The sequence below is a fragment of the Oceanobacillus luteolus genome, from assembly GCF_023715655.1.
GTDB lineage: Bacteria > Bacillota > Bacilli > Bacillales > Amphibacillaceae > Oceanobacillus > Oceanobacillus luteolus.
Genome location: NZ_JAMBON010000006.1, coordinates 105,258 through 127,567, shown reverse-complemented (window position 1 = coordinate 127,567; position 22,310 = coordinate 105,258). Strand labels below are relative to the sequence as shown.

Annotated in this window: 19 protein-coding genes, 2 tRNA genes and 1 other annotated feature; of the genes, 2 read left to right on the top strand and 19 right to left on the bottom strand. The window is 38.2% G+C overall.

Annotation, left to right across the window (positions count from 1 at the left end):
* Positions 1–132: 132 nt before the first annotated feature.
* A complete protein-coding gene (locus tag M3210_RS06630) occupies positions 133–2,775 on the bottom strand; it encodes a valine--tRNA ligase (protein WP_251512631.1) in 2,643 nt (880 codons plus the stop codon).
* A 50-nt stretch (positions 2,776–2,825) separates the two neighbouring features.
* Positions 2,826–3,060, bottom strand: a binding site (T-box leader).
* 209 nt (positions 3,061–3,269) lie between these two features.
* Between M3210_RS06630 and M3210_RS06625 the strand changes: the two genes are divergently transcribed.
* Positions 3,270–3,458, top strand: coding sequence for a YszA family small membrane protein (locus tag M3210_RS06625; protein WP_251512629.1), 189 nt, complete (start codon positions 3,270–3,272; stop codon positions 3,456–3,458).
* Here the strand turns inward: M3210_RS06625 and M3210_RS06620 are convergent.
* The 8 genes from M3210_RS06620 to hemA all read right to left on the bottom strand — a co-directional run bounded on the left by M3210_RS06620 (position 3,455) and on the right by hemA (position 12,071).
* A complete protein-coding gene (locus M3210_RS06620) occupies positions 3,455–4,450 on the bottom strand; it encodes a protein kinase family protein (protein WP_251512627.1) in 996 nt (331 codons plus the stop codon). The genes M3210_RS06625 and M3210_RS06620 overlap by 4 nt on opposite strands.
* A gap of 64 nt (positions 4,451–4,514) precedes the next feature.
* Complete coding sequence (gene spoVID / locus M3210_RS06615) at positions 4,515–5,684, bottom strand: stage VI sporulation protein D (RefSeq protein WP_251512625.1); 1,170 nt, start codon at positions 5,682–5,684, stop codon at positions 4,515–4,517.
* Positions 5,685–5,867: 183 nt separating this feature from the next.
* Positions 5,868–7,157 carry a glutamate-1-semialdehyde 2,1-aminomutase gene (gene hemL / locus M3210_RS06610; RefSeq protein WP_251512623.1) on the bottom strand — a complete coding sequence of 430 codons (1,290 nt, stop codon included), beginning with the start codon at positions 7,155–7,157 and terminating at the stop codon, positions 5,868–5,870.
* A gap of 15 nt (positions 7,158–7,172) precedes the next feature.
* On the bottom strand, positions 7,173–8,156 hold the full coding sequence (gene hemB, locus M3210_RS06605; protein ID WP_251512621.1) for a porphobilinogen synthase: 984 nt from the start codon (positions 8,154–8,156) through the stop codon (positions 7,173–7,175).
* A 16-nt stretch (positions 8,157–8,172) separates the two neighbouring features.
* On the bottom strand, positions 8,173–8,922 hold the full coding sequence (locus tag M3210_RS06600; RefSeq protein ID WP_251512618.1) for a uroporphyrinogen-III synthase: 750 nt from the start codon (positions 8,920–8,922) through the stop codon (positions 8,173–8,175).
* Positions 8,922–9,848: a hydroxymethylbilane synthase gene (gene hemC / locus M3210_RS06595; protein WP_251512617.1), complete on the bottom strand. Its 927-nt coding sequence runs from the start codon at positions 9,846–9,848 to the stop codon at positions 8,922–8,924. Before hemC ends, M3210_RS06600 begins: the two co-directional genes overlap by 1 nt.
* A gap of 12 nt (positions 9,849–9,860) precedes the next feature.
* Positions 9,861–10,682: a cytochrome c biogenesis protein CcsA gene (gene ccsA / locus M3210_RS06590; RefSeq protein WP_251512616.1), complete on the bottom strand. Its 822-nt coding sequence runs from the start codon at positions 10,680–10,682 to the stop codon at positions 9,861–9,863.
* A gap of 12 nt (positions 10,683–10,694) precedes the next feature.
* Positions 10,695–12,071, bottom strand: a complete 1,377-nt coding sequence (gene hemA, locus M3210_RS06585) for a glutamyl-tRNA reductase (RefSeq protein ID WP_251512614.1) — start codon at positions 12,069–12,071, stop codon at positions 10,695–10,697.
* A 189-nt stretch (positions 12,072–12,260) separates the two neighbouring features.
* On the opposite strand from hemA, the gene M3210_RS06580 reads away from it, so the two are divergent.
* Positions 12,261–12,743 (top strand): LiaI-LiaF-like domain-containing protein, encoded by a 483-nt coding sequence (locus M3210_RS06580; RefSeq protein ID WP_251512612.1) that lies wholly within the window; start codon positions 12,261–12,263, stop codon positions 12,741–12,743.
* Positions 12,744–12,798: 55 nt separating this feature from the next.
* Here M3210_RS06580 and yihA read toward each other — a convergent pair whose 3' ends face one another.
* From yihA to rph, 10 genes are all read right to left on the bottom strand, one after another.
* Positions 12,799–13,380, bottom strand: coding sequence for a ribosome biogenesis GTP-binding protein YihA/YsxC (gene yihA, locus M3210_RS06575; protein WP_251512609.1), 582 nt, complete (start codon positions 13,378–13,380; stop codon positions 12,799–12,801).
* The gene (lon, locus tag M3210_RS06570) at positions 13,349–15,697 is read right to left on the bottom strand and encodes an endopeptidase La (protein ID WP_251512608.1); all 2,349 of its coding nucleotides are present in this window, start codon (positions 15,695–15,697) and stop codon (positions 13,349–13,351) included. Before lon ends, yihA begins: the two co-directional genes overlap by 32 nt.
* A 219-nt stretch (positions 15,698–15,916) precedes the next feature.
* On the bottom strand, positions 15,917–17,194 hold the full coding sequence (clpX, locus tag M3210_RS06565; RefSeq protein ID WP_251512605.1) for an ATP-dependent protease ATP-binding subunit ClpX: 1,278 nt from the start codon (positions 17,192–17,194) through the stop codon (positions 15,917–15,919).
* A gap of 260 nt (positions 17,195–17,454) precedes the next feature.
* Positions 17,455–18,744: a trigger factor gene (gene tig / locus M3210_RS06560; protein ID WP_251512603.1), complete on the bottom strand. Its 1,290-nt coding sequence runs from the start codon at positions 18,742–18,744 to the stop codon at positions 17,455–17,457.
* Between the two features lie 112 nt (positions 18,745–18,856).
* Positions 18,857–19,825 carry a tetratricopeptide repeat protein gene (locus M3210_RS06555; RefSeq protein ID WP_251512601.1) on the bottom strand — a complete coding sequence of 323 codons (969 nt, stop codon included), beginning with the start codon at positions 19,823–19,825 and terminating at the stop codon, positions 18,857–18,859.
* Positions 19,826–20,038: 213 nt separating this feature from the next.
* Positions 20,039–20,112, bottom strand: a tRNA-Arg gene (locus tag M3210_RS06550).
* A gap of 1 nt (position 20,113) precedes the next feature.
* A tRNA-Gly gene (locus tag M3210_RS06545) sits at positions 20,114–20,187 on the bottom strand.
* A gap of 146 nt (positions 20,188–20,333) precedes the next feature.
* Entirely contained in the window at positions 20,334–20,843 is a 510-nt protein-coding gene (locus M3210_RS06540) for a metallophosphoesterase (protein ID WP_251512599.1), read from the bottom strand.
* A gap of 47 nt (positions 20,844–20,890) precedes the next feature.
* Complete coding sequence (locus M3210_RS06535) at positions 20,891–21,490, bottom strand: XTP/dITP diphosphatase (protein WP_251512597.1); 600 nt, start codon at positions 21,488–21,490, stop codon at positions 20,891–20,893.
* Complete coding sequence (gene rph, locus M3210_RS06530; protein ID WP_251512595.1) at positions 21,487–22,254, bottom strand: ribonuclease PH; 768 nt, start codon at positions 22,252–22,254, stop codon at positions 21,487–21,489. Before rph ends, M3210_RS06535 begins: the two co-directional genes overlap by 4 nt.
* Positions 22,255–22,310: the final 56 nt, after the last annotated feature.

Genomic DNA, 22,310 nt, shown 5'->3' with positions numbered 1-22,310 from the left:
TGATCTCGCTTTGACTTAGTCAATAGAATAACCTCCCAATCTTATATGTTTATTCTAACAATAAAAAAATAAACTGCGAAGCAAGAGCCGTACGCTCTCTCACTTACACAGTTTATTTTACACTCCCAATTATTATTTACCTAGTTCTTCTAATCTTGCTTTTACTTTAGCCTGTTTTTCCAGATAATCTTTTTCTTTCCGTCTTTCTTCTTCAACCACTGCTTCAGGTGCTTTTTTCACGAATCCTTCATTGGATAGCTTCTTCTGCACACGTTCTACTTCTTTCGTCCACTTATCCAGTTCTTTCTCCAGACGTTCTATTTCTTTATCGATATCAATTAACCCTTCAAGTGGAAGGTAAATTTCTGCTCCGGTAACGACTGCTGTCATCGCTTTATCAGGCACTTGATGTTCCGTTGAAACTTCTAACTCTTTAGTATTACAGAACCGCTCGAGATAAACTCGATTTTTCTCAAGCTCATTTACAACAGAGTCGTTCTCAGCTTCAATGACCATATTGATTTGTTTAGACATTGGTGTATCTACTTCAGCTCGGATGTTGCGGACTGATTTGATAATGGACATTAAGCGCTCCATCTCTTGTACTGCAACTTCATCATGGTATTCCTTCTTTGCTTCAGGCCAGCTGGCAACGGTAATGGACTCACCATTATGAGGAAGCTGTTGCCAAATTTCCTCCGTAATGAACGGCATGAACGGATGCAGTAATCGCATCGTTTGGTCCAGGACATAGGCAAGTACAGATTGTGTAGTTTTCTTCTTATCTGCATTCTCTCCGTACAGCGGAAGTTTTGCCATTTCAATATACCAGTCACAGAACTCATCCCAGATGAAATTATATAGATGACGACCAGCTTCACCAAATTCATATTTATCCGTGTTCTTTGTTACTTGTTCAATGGTTTCATTGAGACGGGTCAAGATCCATTTATCTGCGACCGATAATTCACCGGATAAATCCATGTCTTCAGCAGTAAAGTCTTCCAAATTCATAAGTACAAATCTGGAAGCATTCCAGATCTTGTTGGCGAAGTTCCAAGTTGCCTCCACTTTCTCCCAATAGAATCGTAAATCTTGACCAGGGGTAGAGCCAGTCAATAAGAAGTAACGAAGTGAATCCGCTCCATATTTCTCAATGACATCCATGGGGTCGACACCATTTCCAAGGGATTTACTCATTTTTCTACCTTCTGAATCACGGATTAAACCGTGGATCAATACATCTTCAAATGGCTTTTCTCCTGTAAATTCCTTCGATTGGAAAATCATTCGTGCCACCCAGAAAAAGATGATATCATACCCTGTAACAAGTGCTTGAGTCGGGAAGTAACGTTTGAAATCATCCGCTTCCGTATCTGGCCAACCCATTGTAGAAAATGGCCACAGTGCAGAAGAGAACCATGTATCAAGAACATCCTCATCCTGCTCCCAGTTTTCTATATCTTCCGGAGCTTCTTTTCCAACATAAATTTCATTCGTTTCTTTATGGTACCAAGCAGGAATTCGATGACCCCACCATAGCTGACGGGAAATTACCCAATCTCTAATATTCTCCATCCAATGAAGGTATGTTTTTTCAAAACGTTCTGGATAGAAGTTCACTTTATCTTCACTTTGCTGAAGTTTAATCGCTTCATCAGCTAATGGCTGCATTTTAACAAACCATTGAGTAGAAAGATAAGGTTCAACAACTGCACCACTACGCTCAGAATGGCCAACTTGATGTGTCCGCTCTTCCACTTTAATAAGGACACCCAGATCTTCTAAATCCTTCACAATGGCTTTTCGGCATTCAAAACGGTCCATTCCTTCATACTTACCGGCATTTTTATTCATCGTCCCATCTTCGTTCATAACCAAAACTCTTTCCAAATTATGACGATTACCGATTTCAAAATCATTTGGGTCATGAGCAGGAGTAATCTTAACAGCTCCAGAACCAAGTTCCATATCGACGTATTCATCCGCTACAATTTCGATTTCTCTGCCGACGATAGGTAGAATCACAGTTTTGCCTATCAAATGTTGATAACGTTCGTCATCCGGGTGTACCGCTACAGCTGTATCACCAAGCATAGTTTCCGGGCGAGTAGTTGCAATCTCAATTGTTTCATCACTATCCTTAATTGGATAACGGAAATGATAAAACTTTCCTTGGACTTCTTCATAAATAACTTCAATATCAGAAAGGGCAGTTTTTGTTTGAGGATCCCAGTTGATGATATATTCGCCCCTGTAAATGAGTCCCTTTTCATACAACTTGACGAAAACCTCTTTAACAGCATTCGATAATCCCTCATCTAAAGTAAATCGCTCTCTCGAATAATCAAGACTTAATCCGAGCTTCTCCCATTGCGAACGAATAAATGACGCATACTCATCTTTCCATTCCCATGACTTTTCAAGAAACTTTTCTCTACCAAGCTCGTAGCGATTTGTTCCCATCTCTTTTAACTTCGCTTCGACCTTCGCTTGAGTAGCGATGCCAGCATGGTCCATTCCTGGAAGCCATAGTACATCGTAACCTTGCATTCGTTTCATCCGAATGATGGTATCCTGCATTGTAGTATCCCAAGCATGACCAAGATGTAGCCTTCCTGTTACGTTCGGCGGTGGAATGACGATGGAATAAGGCTCTTTGGCCGGATTGCCTGTTGCTTCGAAATACTTACCCTCAAGCCAAAATTGATAACGACCTGCTTCCACTTCCTTTGGATTGTATTTAGTAGATAATGTTTTCTTTTCTTCCGACATGTTCCAATGTCCTCCTTTTTCATTAAACAAAAAAACCCTTTTCATCCTGACTAAAGGACGAAAAGGGTTAGCTTCCGTGGTACCACCTTATTTTACAAATAAATGATATGATTATTTGTACACTCATTCACTGATATCGGCGCTTAGCCGGCATACTTCTACTAAAACTTCAAAGCAGCTGCATCACGGGCGACCTTCCAGCACAACCTTCCTAGGAAATTCTCAACTTTATATTTCCCTCTCTGTAGGTGTTTATCCTGTACTCTTCCCGATCACTTGCATGACAATATTATATTTGTTTTATATTGTATACATTTCGATTAGAAACGTCAACTATTTTCCCCATATTGCCAGGGTTGATAGCCTTTTTATAAAGATTAACAATTAGTCAATGACAAGTATACAATCATATTGATCGGGATTCGGTAAAATTGAACACCAATGGGTCAATCTTGACATAACATGTAGGTAAGAAATCAACTTGAGGTGATAGAATGTCGCGACATTACCGTTACCGGTTACCGCCGTGGGCAAGAAAATGCTTGTTCGTTATCGAAAGCGCAATGGCACCATTACTGTTTTATCAGCTTCTCAGAACGATTTTCCTTCCGACTACTTTGGATGTATTTCTCTTAGGTATCTTTGTTTTTATCTATATCGCATTTTATCTAGAGTGGTTTTAATCCTGTTCAGTCCCTGTTGCGTTACGTTCGATATAGGCATCAAAATTCAATCCAAACACTACCATCCGGTACATCTGCTCCAACTCCATGGATTGTCTAATATGGGATTGATTGCGGATGGATTTGGTGTGATATGATTCCATCATTTTGATATAATCGTTGCTGTTTAATAGATATAAACTTAATAAACATTGTTCTAATCGATTTAATGGATTTTCCTCCATGTATACTGGAAAGGATTCGATATATTGATGGCTTACTTGTGGTTCACGGATAATTCCATCGTGAAATAAATCGACTAAGTCATAGATTGCATGTTTATAAGAAGCTCGTTCCCAATTAATGATATAATGTTCAAACAGATGACCAAGCTGCATGTTTCCATGATTCAAACTTATTCCCCAGTTTGTTTCTGATTCTGATTGATAAATGATTTGGTCGACCAGTGATTGGGAACGTTGGAAGCTTAATCGCAAATCACGAAAATGAGTCAAGACTTGCAACTCAATTGGAGAGGGATAATGTGTCTGTTCAATCTTCTCTACCCAGGCCAGTAAACGACTTTCATTATCTTTACAACTGTCTTTATAAGCTTGAAAGTTGTTTACTAACTCCTTCTTCCCTAATTGGTACATGCTTTTGGTCTGAAGATGGATTCTGCCTAATTGTTTGTAGATGGAATGCAATCGATGCTCTCCGATATTACGATGATTACTAGGAATCCAAGGTGTCAGGTAGTAATTTTCCCCATCAGCTTCCACGTATAGTTGTTTTTGTTGTGTTAAATAGACAGGGATGATTTCATACAGGTTTTGTCTCGCTGCATTCTGGTATACAGATAACCAAGTCTTCAATGACTGCTTACTTAGCCTACTACGCTTGAGGGCATATTCCTTACCATTTGCTTTTATCTTAAAAACTCTGTCGGAAATTTGAACAATTGCTTGGGGAAAAATCCCGTAATATTGAAGAATTTCAGTAATATTCTCCAACCCGATCTCCTCCTAGAGCGAAAACAAAAGGAAAACCCCTTGTGGAAGTTACAAGGGGATCATTTCACTTTTTGGGGATATACAGTAGCTGTCCCTCGCTTATATCAAAATTCTCATCTAACTTGTTTTGCTTTATCAACTGAAGTGCACTGATCTGAAACCTCTCCGCAATCGTCTCAATCGTGTCATCTTCCTGGACAATACATATTTTCATTCTTGTATAACTCTCTTCTTGTTCATCACGGAATATATCTGTTAAATAGCTGACATCTTTTACATTGTCATCTGACTGATCTTCACCCTCGCTTCCTTCCCTGCCTTGTTGCTCCATCGCTCGGATTGTCAACTCATTTTCTCTAACCTCTATTACATCTTCTTCTACATCCTCTTCATTCGTTTCATCTAATAAATCTTCTTGTGTGTATTCTCGTTCTTCTGTCTCCAATAACTCTTCCTCATTTACCTCTACTTCACGATTGGACCGCTCGTTTTCTACTAATTCATCTTCTGTAAATTCAGTTTCTTGCCTTTTCAATTCAAACTCAAATGGCTTAGCAGCATCCTCTTCATTCGTTTCATCTAATAAATCTTCTTGTGTGTATTCTCGTTCTTCTGTCTCCAATAACTCTTCCTCATTTACCTCTACTTCACGATTGGACCGCTCGTTTTCTACTAATTCATCTTCTGTAAATTCAGTTTCTTGCCTTTTCAATTCAAACTCAAATGGCTTAGCAGCATCCTCCGGAATTTCAATTTCACTTTCTCTATTATCTTCATCTCTTACTAATTCAACCTCAGCTTTTATGCCCTGAATCTCTGCTATTGCGGTGAATTGTAACTTTGAATTCTCAGGAAATTCATAATCAAAATTAATAATCTCGATCCGAACATCTTCCATACTTTCGATACGATAAGCAGGTACCGAAATATCTACTGGAAAGCTGTGGGAAAACTCTGCAATATTATTTTCTCTACTTTCCACCAATTCGACATACCTTTTTGCTTCTAATTCTTCAAAGGAATAATGGTCATTTTCTGATTCTGATGCTGCAGTATCTCGTATATATTCTCCATGCAAGTCAATTTGCCCGCGAATAGATACATAGGATTCATAAGTATGGATAGTTACTTCAGGATTCAGTGATATTCCGATTAGCTCAAGTACTTCGTCGCCACGGTCAAAATATAACGTCTCACTTAGTTCAAATTGAAAATCCTTCTCCATAGAAGACATCATAGCTCCTCCCTTCTAAGTTCCCCTAACACACAAAGCCAGTATATACATTATCTATATGTGGTTAAAAAATAAGATATGCATGCAAAAAACCTGATACTTACGAGTTTTCCTCTCCCTCGTAGTATCAGGTTTTTATTCTTCTTCAAATGAGATTAATTCCTATCAGATGAAATTTATAGTTTATTTATTTAGATTTGCAAATACACGGTCAGCCGCTGCAATTGTTTTTTCAATATCTTCAACTGTATGTGCAGTGGATAGGAACAGCCCCTCAAATTGTGAAGGTGGCAAGAATACCCCTTCCTCAATCATCCCTCGGTAATATTCAGCGAATCGATTCAAATCAGATGTTTGTGCAGTTTCAAAATTGATTACTTCTTCACTTGTAAAGAAGACACCAACCATGGAACCAACTCGATTTATATGCAATGGAATATTATGTTTTTCACTTGCTTCACGATATCCTGCTTCCAATAAATCCGCTTTTTTCCCAAGCTCTTCATAGGCAGCCTTATCCATCGCCTTTAGGGTTTCGTAACCTGCAGTCATTGCCAGCGGATTACCCGATAACGTACCCGCTTGGTAAATTGACCCGTGAGGCGCGATATGCTCCATGATCTCGCGTTTACCACCAAAAGCTCCCACAGGAAGTCCTCCACCAATTACCTTTCCTAGGCAAGTGATATCAGGAGTTACATCATAATACCCCTGAGCACAATGATAATCTACACGGAAACCGGTCATCACTTCGTCAAAGATAAGTAGAGAACCATTTTCTGAAGTGATTTCACGTATGTTTCGCAAGAAACCTTCTTTTGGAGGAACAACACCCATGTTACCACAAACCGGTTCCATGATTACTGCTGCTATTTGATCTCCGTATTGGTCAAACGCTACTTTAACACTTTCCATATCATTAAATGGAACAGTAATTGTGTTACTTGCAGTTGATTTAGGTACACCAGGACTATCCGGTAATCCCAGGGTAGCTACGCCTGAACCTGCTTTAATGAGCAGGGAATCACCATGGCCATGATAGCTTCCTTCAAACTTTACAATAATATCCCGACCAGTATAGCCGCGAGCTAATCTGATTGCACTCATTGTCGCTTCAGTTCCAGAGTTAACCATTCTAACCATTTCAATGGATGGTACACGTTCGATAACTAATTTTGCAAGCTTACTTTCCAGTAATGTAGGCGCTCCAAAGCTTGTACCTTGATCAACAACTTCTTTTAATTTCGTTGTAACTCTTTCATCACCGTGACCTAAAATAAGCGGACCCCAGCTTAAAACATAATCAATATACTCATTTCCATCTATATCAGTAATCGTCGCACCTTTTCCTTGTTTCATGAAAATAGGTGACATACCAACCGATTTGAACGCCCTTACCGGCGAATTAACACCACCAGGCATTAAATCAACCGCTTCTTTATAAGCATCGATAGACTGTGAAAAATTACTCATCTATAATATCCTCCCTTATTGATTGCTCAATGTTTTTGCTACATCTTTCGCGAAATAAGTAAGAATGATATCCGCACCAGCTCGCTTCATCGATGTTAACATTTCAATTACCAACTTGTCTTCATCAATCCAGCCATTTTGGCTAGCCGCCTTGACCATGGCATATTCACCACTCACGTTATAGGCAACTACCGGAAGATTAAACTCATTTCGCACATCACGAATAATGTCCAAATAAGATAAGGCAGGTTTTACCATCAGAAAGTCTGCTCCCTCTTCAACGTCAGACTGAGCCTCACGAATTGCTTCCAATCGATTAGCTGGGTCCATCTGATACGTTTTCCGGTCACCAAATTGTGGGGTGCTATCCGCCGCATCTCTAAATGGTCCATAAAAAGATGACGCGTATTTAACTGCATAGGACATAATTGGAATATGGGTGTATCCTGCTTTATCAAGCGCTTTGCGGATTACTGCAACAAATCCATCCATCATGTTGGAAGGAGCAATAATATCAGCACCTGCTTTTGCTTGAGACACAGCTGTTTTTGCAAGTAATTCCAATGATTTGTCGTTATCCACGTCCTCACCATGTATCACACCACAGTGTCCATGGGATGTATACTCACAAAGACATGTATCTGCAACAACAAGTATGTCAGGATATTTCTCTTTCACCATTTTGGTAGCACGCTGGACAATCCCGTCCTCAGCATATGCTCCAGAGCCGACTTCATCTTTATCTGTCACAACACCAAAGAACATGAGGGAACGAATTCCCAATTCATATGCTTCTGTCACTTCTTCCATTAATCTGTCCAACGAAAACTGGTAAACCGCAGGCATAGAAGGAACTTCGTTTTTAATATTTTCTCCCTCAATCACAAAAATTGGATAGATGAAATCTTCTACATGCAAGTGAGTTTCGCGTACCATTGTTCTCATGGATGCACTGCTTCTTAGTCTTCTATGTCTCTTAAACTGAATATGTTCTGTCATCTTTTAATCGTCCCTTCTATGATTGATCTTCAACCATTATTTCGAGCATACCTTCAATAGTAAATGTTTTCGCTGTAAGGATATGAGTAAATCCTGAATCCCTCGCAGCTTTTTCCGTAGTCGTCCCTATACAAACACAAGGAGAATCAACGGCCATGCCATAGAGTTCTACAAAAGCTTGAACTGTTGAAGGGCTAGTAAAGGTGATGTAATCATATTCCTTATTTGAAATCACCTTGTAGAGTTCGTCCTTGATTGGTTCATTCATCGTTGTTTCATACACTTCAATTGAATCAAAACCAATTCCCTTTTCTTTAAACTTTTTTGGTAACGTATCAAGAGAACGATTACCACGAACTAATAAGATACGTTCACCATTTTCATATTTAGGAAGGAAAATCTTTGCTAATGATTCTGCATCATAAATATCCGGAACCAAGTCTGCATCATAGCCGTACTGTTTTAATGCAGCTTCTGTTTTACTCCCAACAACAGCAAGTTTTACGTCTGCTGAGAAAGAATGATTACCTGAATGAAATTGTTTAAAAAAACAGTTCACTCCATTGGCGCTTGTTAGGATAATCCAGTCATAGTTTTCACTATTATTGAAGATTTGTTCCTGATTTTCAGCTTTCTTACAGGATATGCGTAGGAGAGGTAATTCTAATGGAATCCCATTTAAAAGACTTATTTTTTCTGCAAAAGCCTTTCCTTGGCTTGCTTCTCTCGTAACTATTATCCGCTTTCCCTGTAAATCTTTAGCCATTACTCTAGTTCCTCTTTAGCTTTTGTAATTATGTCTCTTGCACCTCTTTGAATCAATAGTGTCGCAGCTTCAGTTCCAACTGCCACTGGATCAGTACCAGTAACCTTTTCTTTCAGGATTGTTTTGCCATCAGGAGTACCAACTAATCCGGTAAATACAAGTTCTTCTCCTTCATAAAATGCATGTCCTCCAATTGGAACTTGACAGCCACCCTCTAATAAATTCAAAAATGTTCGCTCTGCCGTTACCGTCTCTGTTGTTTCATCATGATTAATCAGTGAAAGGATTTCTCTTATCTCTGTATCGTCTTCCCTGCATTCGATACCAAGGGCTCCTTGCCCAACAGCTGGTAAACAAACTTCAGGTTCTAGATACTCCGTGATGATAGATGGATCCATGCCCACTCTTTTCATACCAGATGCTGCGAGAATAATCGCATCGTAGTCTTCTTCACGTAATTTGCGTAAACGCGTTTCAATATTTCCGCGAATCCATTTAATTTCCAAATCAGGACGAGCTGCCAGTATTTGAGTACCACGACGTAGACTGCTTGTTCCAACAATTGCTCCCGCAGGTAAATCAGCTAATTTTATTCCATCCTTAGAAATAAAAGCATCCCGATAATCTTCCCGTACAGGAATGGAGCCTACAATTAAACCTTCTGGTAATTCAGCTGGCATATCCTTCATGCTATGGACAGCAAAGTCGATCCGCTTATCATATAGAGCCTGCTCGATCTCTTTAACAAATAAACCTTTCCCGCCAACTTTGGATAGCATTACATCGAGAATACGGTCACCCTTTGTTACGATTTCCTCGATCTCAAATTCATTTTTGACCCCTGCTTGTTTTAATTGTTCGATCACCCATTTTGTCTGAGTAAGAGCCAGATTACTTCTCCTCGAACCAACGATAATTTTACGCATGGAAAAAACCTCCTAGAAGTGAAATTCTGAATAAGTATTCGAAAGTAAAAAGTTAATCATCAGCAGCAAAAAAGCCGCCGTATTATAAGTAGCCAACGTTTTCCCTCTATGACGTCGGAGGGCACGTATTGTTAGATAGATAATATATATCACTAATACAAAAATGGATCCGAGAATTTTGATATCATACCAATAAACTGATACGGCTGAAATACTGGCCCAAAAAAGACCTAATATAATTGATATAAGCAATAAAGGGACACCAAGTGTAATTGCTTGAAAACTATATTGGTCCAGCTGATGCAGATTACCTATCCTCCATAGCCATTTTAAGCCTTTCTTCTTCTTTAATAGGTGATATTGTAGAAGATATAAGAAAGAAAAGAAAAAGGATACAGTAAAAAATCCATAAGAAACAAATGCAAGTGATATATGAGCAATCAGCATTTCATGAATGAATTCCACTGATCGTTCGGATGTACCTTGCTTCAATGTCGCTGCAACATACAATAATAAAACGAAGAATCCGAATAGATTAATAAAAAACACAATAAAATGCATTGCTATAAACTTATGGATAATCAAGGAAAGTGTAATCAGTATCCAAGAAAAGAAAAATAGACTATCTACTAGAGTAGCAACCGGAAATGATTGCTCCACTAACAGATGTTGGCCGAAATAAATAGATTGAATGAACCATGCTATACGAAGTAACCAGAAAGCGTATGTATATGCTTTCTGGTTACTCTGAATAAAATCAATAAAATATCCAATGACGCTTAGCCCATACACTACAATCAGTAATTCAGAAACCCATTTCCATTCTTCAATCATAGAAAAACACCTTTAAACTGAAGGTATTTTTTTCATTTTGTTAGAGAATGGTTTTCTACCTTGCTGATTAAGTTGTCGCATACTTTGATTTTTCTCCATTTGTTTATCAAACTCTTCGACCACTTCTTCTTCGATTCCAAAGATATCAACAAACAACTGTAGTTTCTCTTCTGCTTTATCTGAACCGGCCAATTCTTTCGCTTGAGTAATCGGCTGTTTCAATAATTGATTTATGATGCTTTTCGTATGTTTGCTTAGTATTTTCTTTTCCCGTTCAGTTAAATCAGGCATTTTGCGTTCAATGCTTTTCATTGTCTCAGCTTGGATACCTAAAGCTTTTTTCCTTAATGCTGTAATGACAGGAACAACACCTAGCGTTTTCAACCAATCTTTAAACTCTACGATTTCCTCTTGTAACATTTCCTCTATTTCTTGGGCAGCTTTTTTTCTTTCCGCTAAATTTTCATCAACAATATGTTGTAAATCGTCAATATCATACAGGAAAACATGCTCTAACTCTCCGATTGCTGGATCAATATCTCTTGGAACGGCGATATCAACTAAGAATAAAGGATTGCCTTTTCTTTTTTTAACGATTGGATCGAGCATTTCTTTCGTCACCACATAATCAGCTGCGCTTGTAGAGCTGATTAAAATGTCTGACTTTGCTAAAACGGAAGCTAAATTTTCCAGTGTTTCCGTTTTTGCTTGAAATTTATCCGCCATTTCCTTCGCTTTGGAGAAAGTACGGTTAATGATTGTAATATTTCTTGCTCCTGCGCCATGCAGGTTTTTTGCAGCAAGCTCTCCCATCTCTCCTGCACCAAGAAGTGTAATATGTTTTTCCTTTATGGATCCAAAAATCTTCTTAGCTAATTCCACAGCAGTATAACTGATGGAAACAGGATGCTCTCCAATGGCAGTTTCATGATGTACACGTTTGCCGAACGTAATAGCTTGTTTAAAAAGCTCATTGAAGATTGTTCCTGTTGCTTTTACTTTTTGCGAATTTAAAAAGGCATCTCTTACTTGTCCCAAGATTTGAGTTTCACCAAGTACCATTGAATCCAAACCAGTTGTTACTCTGAACAGATGTTCTAGCGCCTCATCATTCTCAGTGATTTGCAGGTAATTGGAAAACTCTTCTTTATCTATACCAAACCAATCAGCTAAAAACGTTTTGATATAATATCTTCCCGTATGGAGCTGATCGACTACAGCATAGATTTCTGTCCGATTACATGTAGACAACACTACATTTTCCAAAATGCTTTTTCGAGATTTTAATTCCTCCATTGCTTCATGAAGGGACTCTTCAGAAAATGTCAGCTTCTCCCTTATCTCAACAGGAGCATTTTTATAGTTGAATCCTACTTTTAAAATATGCAAGTGTCTTACCCCCAGAAGTAACGATAATCTATATAAATGATTTCCCATTTTCCACTATAAATATAGTATGATTATATCACAGTACAATATCTCAATTGTTACAGCTTATAAACTTTTGCACGGTCAGTCTATACTTTACCATAGTTTAGAATTACTATCAAAATATAAACAATCAAGGGAGAGCAATATATGAAGAAACAAAATCCTTTATTTGCCTACATTCTAATTGGAATCGGGGTATTCTTTCTTTTAAGGGAACTAAAACTTCCAATAATTACAGACTTTTATTCCTGGCAGACCTTATTGATCATAATTGGGTTGGCATTTTTAATCCATAGTTACCGTTCCCGGAGTTATGAACATATTTTCACAGGGGTGTTGATCCTCGGAATTGGAATTCATTTGCACGGCTTGCAACATTATCCTTTTTGGATAGATCACTGGGGAATTTATTTATTGATCATTGGATTAGCTTTCCTGATTCGATATTTCAAAACGAAAACAGGACTACTAAATAGTTTGATATTCCTAGTCGTTGGGGGCCTCTTAATTTATTCCCAACAATTTAATCATTATTTCTATTGGATTTATGACCTATTTTCGTTGATAGAAAAATTCTGGCCATTGATATTGATTATTCTTGGATTCATTTTATTGAAGAAAGGTAAATGAATCGATTCTTCAAGACAACAGCCCCTATTCCTTGAACGGATGGGGCTGTTTTCATTTACAGATATTTCTTGATTGCTTGCCAAGCCTCGTCTTTTCCCTCACCGGTTTCCGAGGAAAATGGTATGATGATGTCCTCTGCATCGACTTCAAACGTATCTTTCACTCTTTTGATATGTTGTTGATGTTTTGACTTTTTAATTTTATCAAGCTTTGTCGCAACAATTATAACAGGTAGTTCATAATACTTCAGATAATCGTACATTTGAACATCAGCATCGGTGGGTTCATGGCGGATATCACATACAAGGACAACAGCTTGAAGTGTCTCTCGCTTTTGAAAGTATTCATCCATCATTCTACCCCATTTTTCCCGTTCTGCTTTAGAAACCTTTGCATAGCCGTATCCAGGTACATCAACAAAGTAGAAAGCATCATTTAATTTATAAAAATTCAATGTCTGTGTTTTCCCTGGTTTTTGTGAAGTACGGGCTAAATTTTTTCGATTAATTATTGTATTGATAAAGGAAGATTTACCAACATTCGATCTGCCGGCTAGAGCAATTTCTGGCAATCCTTCATCTGGGTATTGCTTCTCACTTACAGCACTAATTACGATTTCCGCTTGGTTGATTTTCATCATTATCCCTCACTAACGCGATTTCCAGCACTTCATCTAGATGGTTTACTGGTATGAACGTTAAATTTTTCTTCACACTCTCTGGTATGGATGCTATATCTTTTTCATTATCCTTAGGTATGATAATTGTCGTTAGTCCTGCTCGATGGGCACTTAACGATTTTTCTTTAAGTCCACCTATTGGCAGTACTCTTCCTCTAAGTGTTATTTCTCCTGTCATTCCTACTTCTTTTCTCACCGCACGCCCGGTTAAGGAAGAAACAAGTGCAGTCGCGATAGTAATCCCTGCAGACGGGCCGTCCTTTGGTGTCGCTCCTTCAGGAACATGAATATGAATATCATTTTTCTCATGGAAATCAGATGGGATATTCAATTCTTCAGCTCGTGAACGAATATAGCTGAACGCCGCTTGTGCTGACTCCTGCATTACTTCTCCGAGCTTACCCGTTAATGTCAGTTTACCTTTACCAGCATAATGTGAAACCTCTATCGATAAAATATCGCCACCTGCTGAAGTATAAGCTAGGCCTGTCGCTGCACCGACCTGATCCTCTATTTCCATTAAGCCATAGCGATAAATCGGCTTATCAAGTAAATCTTCTAAATTCTTTTCCGTTACAATAACACGTTTCTTCTCGCCAGAAATAATGATTTTGGCTGCTTTCCGGCAAACTTTTGCAAGTTGCCTTTCCAGTCCACGTACACCGGCTTCCCGTGTATATCTCCGGATAATTCGTAGCAAAGCTTCGTCTCTAATTTGTACGTTTGCCGATTTCAATCCGTTCTCTTTAATTTGTTTCGGTAAGAGATGCTCTTTAGCGATATGAAGTTTTTCTACCTCTGTATAACCAGAAAGAGAGATTAATTCCATACGATCTAATAACGGGCCAGGGATGCTAGCTACATTATTTGCTGTAGCGACAAACAAGACTTTGGATAAATCATAAGTTTCTTCAATAAAGTGATCACTAAAACTGTTATTTTGTTCAGGATCAAGGACTTCAAGCATCGCTGAAGACGGATCTCCCCTGAAATCATTAGACATCTTATCGATTTCATCCAGTAAGAACACTGGATTAATTGTCCCCGCTTTTTTCATCCCCTGAATAATTCGTCCGGGCATCGCCCCAATATAAGTCCTACGATGACCTCGTATCTCTGCCTCATCTCGAACTCCACCGAGCGAAATCCTTACAAAATTACGATTTACTGAACGAGCAATAGACCTTGCTAATGATGTTTTCCCTACTCCTGGTGGACCGACTAGACATAGAATCGGACCTTTCAATGAATTAGTAAGTTTTTGAACAGCTAGATATTCCAGAATCCGCTCCTTGACCTCGTCCAGACCATAATGCCCCTCATTTAATACCTCTTCTGCTTGCTTAATATCAATCGTATCCTGGGTTTGCTTCGTCCAAGGAAGCGTAAGCAGCCATTCCAAGTAATTTCGGATGACGGAGCTTTCAGCTGAACTTTGAGGCACTTTCTCAAAACGGCCCAACTCCTTAAGCGCGACTTCCCGAATATTTTCCGGCAAGTCGGACTCATCGATTCTTTCTCTTATTTCTTCTACCTCACCTGATTTACCATCACGATCTCCAAGCTCTTTTTGTATAGCTTTCAATTGTTCACGCAAATAATATTCCTTTTGCGTCTTTTCCATAGAGCTCTTTACACGTTGGCCAATTTTCTTTTCAATATCAAGAACTTTCTTTTCGTTCGTAATCAACTTGATGATATGATGAAGGCGATTCGGAATATTAGTCATTTCCAATAATGTTTGTTTTTCTTTCAGCTTGATTGGCAAATGAGAAGTGATAATATCCACAAGCCTTCCTGGGTGATCCATATCACGAACAGATTCAAAAGTTTCACTTGAAATTTTTCTGGAGAGCTTTGTATATTGTTCAAACTGCGCAAGCAAGGTGCGCATTAAAGCTTCCTCTTCCATTTTATCTCCATGTACTTCTTCCAACTTTTCAATCTCAACGGTTATTTCATTCTCCATATCAATGACACGACTAATTTCATAACGGTCTATCCCTTCTACTAATACACGTAGAGTACCGTTAGGCAACTTGAGCATTTGCTTCACCTTTGCAAGTGTGCCAATCTGATAAATATCTTCTATTTTCGGCTCATCAATGCTTGTTTTTTTCTGAGCAGCAAGGAACACAAACTGATCATCAAGCATCGCACGTTCCAAAGCAGCAATGGACTTGTCTCTTCCTACGTCTAAATGCAGAACCATAGATGGAAATACAATTAAACCTCGTAAAGGTAGGAGGGGTATCTCATTAATTTTGGTATCCATATTTAACTACCTCCATATTTTATGTACAAACAAAAGTGTGCATAGCACCATTTCTAAATAAAATATTATAATGCTTTTTACTTTTAGTAGCAATTAGTATTCCCTATTCCCTTATTAATACAAAAAGAAAAGGAGACATACTGCCTGTAAACTAGCACAGAAGTGCTTCACAAACAGCTGGTCTCCATTATATCAGTTACATCTGTCACTTACACAGAGTTATGCACTTTCTTTTGGTAATTTCTTTTTACCTTCAACGACTGTACCGTCTCGGAAAACCAATTTCGGGTTACCGTTTTCCTCTTTAACGGTTTCTGCAGTAATTACACATTTCGCAATATCTTCACGTGAAGGAAGCTCAAACATCACATCAAGCATAATACCTTCTATGATAGAGCGTAGACCACGAGCACCTGTTTTCCTTTCAATTGCCTTCTTGGCAATTTCAACTAATGCTGCGTCCTCGATTTCCAATTCCACATCGTCCATCTCAAATAACTTTTGATATTGCTTCACTAATGCGTTCTTCGGCTTCGTAAGGATTTGTACCAGTGCCTCCTCATCTAACGGAGTCAAGCTAGCAATTACTGGAATACGTCCAATAAATTCTGGAATCAATCCATAACGGAGCAAGTCTTCTGGTAGGATTCTGGATAAAAGTGCACCCATGTCCAGGTCATCTTGTCTCTCATTTGCACCGAATCCAATTACCTTTTTACCAAGACGGCGCTTGATGACTTGGTCAATGCCATCAAATGCTCCACCAACAATAAATAAGATATTTGTCGTATCGATCTGAATAAATTCTTGATGTGGATGTTTACGTCCACCTTGTGGTGGCACACTTGCCACAGTTCCTTCGAGAATTTTCAATAGCGCTTGTTGTACCCCTTCTCCAGATACGTCTCTTGTAATGGAAGGATTTTCTGATTTTCTTGCGACTTTATCAATTTCATCAATATAAATGATTCCCTTTTCAGCCTTCTCAACATCATAATCTGCAGCTTGAATCAGTTTAAGAAGAATATTCTCCACATCTTCTCCAACATAACCAGCTTCAGTAAGTGAAGTAGCATCAGCCATCGCAAAAGGTACATTAATAATACGTGCCAGTGTTTGAGCTAATAAAGTTTTACCGCTCCCTGTAGGACCAATGAGGGCGATATTACTTTTTGCAAGCTCAACGTCATCGGATTTGCTGATCGAGTTGATGCGTTTATAGTGATTATAGACGGCTACGGAAAGGCTTTTCTTCGCTTGATCTTGTCCAATTACATAGTCATCTAAAATTTCACAGATCTCTTTTGGCTTGGGAATTTCTGTAAGTTCCATTGCATCTTCAGAACCAAGTTCTTCTTCAACAATTTCCGTACATAATACAATACACTCATCACATATATAGACACCAGGTCCAGCTACTAATTTGCGAACCTGTTCTTGATTTTTCCCGCAAAAGGAGCATTTCAATTGTCCCTTTTCATCATTGAATTTAAACATTTTTTCACCCCTATAGTTCATAAGAAAATGATATTTCCTAATTTAATTATAGCCATCATATCAGATACATATTAAAAAACAAAACAATAAACCTTATACATTGCACCTACTTGAATAATATCACATTACTTATCTATATGTCAGATGACAACTCTTAAGTCAATAAAATCTTAAATTATATCCGTTCATATCCAAGTATATAGAAACAAGGTGCGAGGGAAATCGCACCTTGTAGTTGTCTTGTTGTTTGATTTGAACGATTAGTTTGCTGTTTTGCTATGCTCCACTAGGAAGTCTATAGCTTTTCTTATTTTTAGATCGTTTTTAATAGTTTCTGTGTTTCCACCTAGAATTTGAACTAGCTGTTCTTTATCAACACCGTACATTCCTGCCATGTTTTCAAGCTCTTGATTCACATCTTCTTCTGTTGCTTCAAGGTTTTCTGCATCAGCGATTGCTTCAAGTGTAAGACTTGTCTTCACGCGTTTTGCAGCATCCTCTTTCATTTGTTCTTTTAGAGCATCTTCATCTTGACCAGAGAATTGAGAGTACATCTCCAATGTCATTCCTTGCATTTGTAGGCGTTGTTCGAATTCAGAAAGCATTTGATCCAATTCGTTTTCCACCATTACTTCAGGGATTTCAACTTCAACCTTTTCCGATGCTTGTTCAATCAATTTTTCACGTTTAGCTGTATCTGCAGCTTGTTTTTTCTGCTCAGTCAATTGCTCTTTCTTCTTCGCTTTTAATGCTTCCAATGTTTCTACTTCATCGTCAACGTCTTTAGCGAACTCATCATCCAATTCAGGAAGTTCTTTTGTCTTAATTTCGTGAATAGTTACTTTGAATGTAGCTTCTTTACCAGCAAGCTCTTCAGAATGGTATTCTTCAGGGAAAGTTACTTCCACTTCAGTTTCTTCTCCAGACTTCTTGCCAACCAGTTGCTCTTCAAAACCTGGAATGAATTGTCCAGAACCAATTTCAAGGTTATGGTTTTCGCCTTTTCCACCTTCAAAAGCTTCCCCATCTGTGAAACCTTCAAAATCGATGACGACTGTATCGCCTTCTTTAACTTCTCCGTCTTCTTTTACGATTAGTTCTGCATGCTGTTCACGAAGTGATTCTAATTCTTTTTCAACATCTTCATCTGTAACTTCTACAGATTCTTCTTCCACTTCAAGTCCTTTATAATCGCCTAAAGTAACTTCCGGTTTAACTTCCACTTCAGCTTTGAAAATTAAAGTTTTACCTTTTTCAATTTGTTCAATATCCACACTCGGTTGATCGATCGGGAAGATATCCGCTTCATCAATCGCTTTTGTGTATGCTTCAGGTAGAACGATATCTACAGCATCTTGATAAAGTGATTCTACACCAAAGCGTTTTTCGAATAACCCGCGTGGAATTCTTCCTTTACGGAATCCTGGTAGTTGAACATCTTTCACTACTTTTTTGAAAGCTTGGTCCAATGCTTTGTCAAACTCTTCAGCTGACACTTCAAATGTAAGTGTTCCTTTGTTTCCTTCTTGTTTTTCCCATTTAACTGTCATCTTAATTACCTCCAACATATCTATTGTTCAAACTAAAACATAAATTTGACGTTATCAATTTTTACAACCATCTCATTATATCATAATTCATTGGTCTTTCAAGCATTAATAACTAATCATCGATAATGCTCGCATAGAGAATATCTGCAGTTTTAATCTCTTGAATATATTTTTTGATGTTTTCATCTTCAATAGGTGGTACTTCCATATTTAAATATTCATTACCGATAGTATGTAAAGCTTCTGCAATATAATCAGCATCCTCCACAGGAGGGGTAATTGGATACATTACATAGAGGAAATGCCCCAATAATGTCTCCATCACACTATATAATGATGGATTACTTTGTTCAACTTCACTTATACGATTTTCAATATGATCAGCAATGATACTCTGTTTCATATCCGGCGTTTCATTAGGAATCACTTTCATCTCTATCCCGAATTTATGTATTTCTACTGGTTTCGATATATTTTGCTGTTTCATCCAGAGGACAATCGCTGATTTATTCAAAGGATGTACATGATCATTTACAAGCAATGATGCTACTTTTTCATTCAGTGCAGTGCCCATTTTTCTCAATTTGTGGATTAAACGCCATTGCTCCATATGATTGTCTTGATTTACCGCATCATACAACTCTTCCAAATATAAATTAGAACGCTCTGTAATTACACTTAAAGACAATTTCTCACTCATGGAATAAAGTTGGTTAAAAGACTCTTTAAGATGGCTGGGTACCTTACCTTTCTCCAACTCATCTTCAACAATTTCCATTAGATTTTCGTATTGATTAGTCTGAAAAAGCAGTGTTAAATAAATATGTATATATTGATAATAGTACTTATCTTTTTCCTCAATAAGCGCCTCACACAACTCTTGCGCTTCATCAAACCGTTCTAACTCCATCAAACAGATTAACTTCCCGGTATAGATATCATGGTTTTTCACTTGATAACTTAATAGATCATTTAATTTATCCAGCGCTTCATCAAACTTCTTTTCTTTAATTGCCGCAATACTTTCTTCCTCTAATATCTTTTGCCATTTTGGAAAAAGAATGACATTCCCTGACTTCATTCTTGCTCATCCACCTCCTCCTTACATTAATTCATTAATACATTAGCTGATATGTAGTTTTACCCTTTCCTCTGGATATGAAACATACCCTGTTTCAGATTAAGATAAACGTATCATTTGGTTAAGCTTATGAATATTATGAAATTATATTCTATCTTATCATAATACAAAAGAGAAACCTAAAACAAGTTAGGTTTCTCTTTGTTGTCAAAGCGTCCCGAGCAGGATTCGAACCTGCGACCTACAGATTAGAAGTCTGTTGCTCTATCCAGCTGAGCTACCGGGACATGGAGCGGGTGAAGGGAATCGAACCCTCATCATCAGCTTGGAAGGCTGAGGTTTTACCACTAAACTACACCCGCATGATGTGTAATTATTAAATTTTAACAGATTATGTATCAATAGTTTATTTAGAGCGGACAAGAATTATTATATGCATTTTTTATAGAAATGTCAACAATTAATTTGAAAGCTTGCCCAGGGATTCCTCCCGGCAAGCTTTCAAAAATTATTTTGTACTGTAACCCAAAGCTTCGTATGGTTCACCATTCAACTTATAAAATTTGACTGTCAAATCATCAATTGAGTTCCAAGTAAGGATCGCATATGTTTTTTCTTTTATATTACCTCTTGGTTGTAATATGCTTCCAGGATTGATGAACAGCTGCTCTCCTTCACTCACCACACCAGCTTGGTGAGTATGTCCAAAACATATTACATCAGCATTTACCTCTTTTGCACGAAGAGACAGGGTCATAAGTCCATGATTCACTTTATGTAAATGACCATGTACGACCAAAAACTTCAATCCTCCCAGCTCTAAAACTTGTTCACCAGGATAACGATTGTCAAAGTCACAATTGCCGGCCACTTTATAAAACCCTTCTAGTGAACCTGCATCTATATCTAGCTCAGAATCTCCACAATGAATTCGGTAATCTACTTGATGCCTTGCTTTAATTTCTGATAATTCATCTGTTAGTCCGTGGCTATCACTGAGAATTAAAACCTTTGTCATGTCTCCACTCACATCTCCTTCCTCGAGGTTTAAACATAATTCCTACTTTAGCCTTTAATGATTTTTTCCCAACTTTCCAATTTTCTAATCGCATGACTCCGGTGACTGATTTTATTCTTCTCGGAAGGATCAAGTTCAGCCATCGTTTGCTCATAATCGTTCGGAATAAAAAGGGGATCATAACCAAACCCATTAATTCCTTTAGGTTCAGTGCCTATTTCACCTTCACACTCTCCTCTGTAGAAAGTGGTTTCTTCCCCAGGGATTGCAATGGCAAGGACGCAGACAAAGCGAGCAGAACGTTCACCTTTGGGAACTTGATACAATTCTTTTAATAGTTTCCGATTATTATCTTCATCGCTTTTTCCTTCACCTGCATATCTTGCAGAATAGATACCCGGTGCCCCATTTAACGCATCAACCATCAACCCTGAATCATCTGCTAATACCGGGACTTTTAATATTTCAGCGATTTGTTCAGCTTTAATTGCCGCATTCTCCTCAAAAGTCTTCCCTGTTTCTTCTACCTCTGGAAGGTCCTGCTGAATATCAAGTAATGATTCCACTTCAATATCATATTTAAGAAAAAAATCTCGGAACTCTCTTACTTTTCCTTTGTTTCTAGTCGCAATCAATATTTTCTTCATTCGTATGCTCCCTTGCTTTGCCTTTCACTTCCAATCAATTCACCTAGTTCGCCTAACGCTTCTTTTTGGATGTCAAATAGTTGCTGAATTCCTCGGTCAGCTAAATCAAGCATGCTAAACAACTGTTCTTTGGAAAAGGTTGCTTCTTCGCCTGTCCCCTGTATTTCAACAAATTCTCCATTTCCTGTCATAACGATATTCATGTCAACTCTCGCTTCCGCATCTTCTTCATAGTTTAAATCAATAACCTCATGTTCTGTCGACATAACTCCAACCGAGATTGCAGCCAAATAATCTTTTACTGGCAATTGATTGATTTTTTTGTTCTTCAGCAGAACTCCAAAAGCGAGTGCTACAGCGACAAATGCGCCAGTTATCGAAGCCGTTCTAGTTCCTCCATCTGCTTGAATAACATCACAGTCCACCCATACCGTACGCTCTCCAAAACTCTCAAGGTCTACTACAGATCGTAATGCCCTACCTATCAATCTCTGTATTTCCATCGTTCTACCTGATACTTTTCCCTTAGACGATTCACGAATATTTCTTTGTTCTGTAGCTCTCGGTAGCATAGAGTATTCAGCGGTTATCCATCCTTTCCCTTGACCTCTCATAAAAGGCGGTACCCGATCTTCTATACTTGCATTACAGATTACTTTCGTATTGCCTACCTCTATTAATACTGACCCTTCTGGATGCATAATATAATCTGTTGTAATTTTAATTGGTCTAAGTTCGTTTGTTGTTCTTCCATCTTTTCTCATAGTTACGTCCTCCTCATTCATCAAACCTAGCTTACCATACTTTTCTCTAAAGAAAA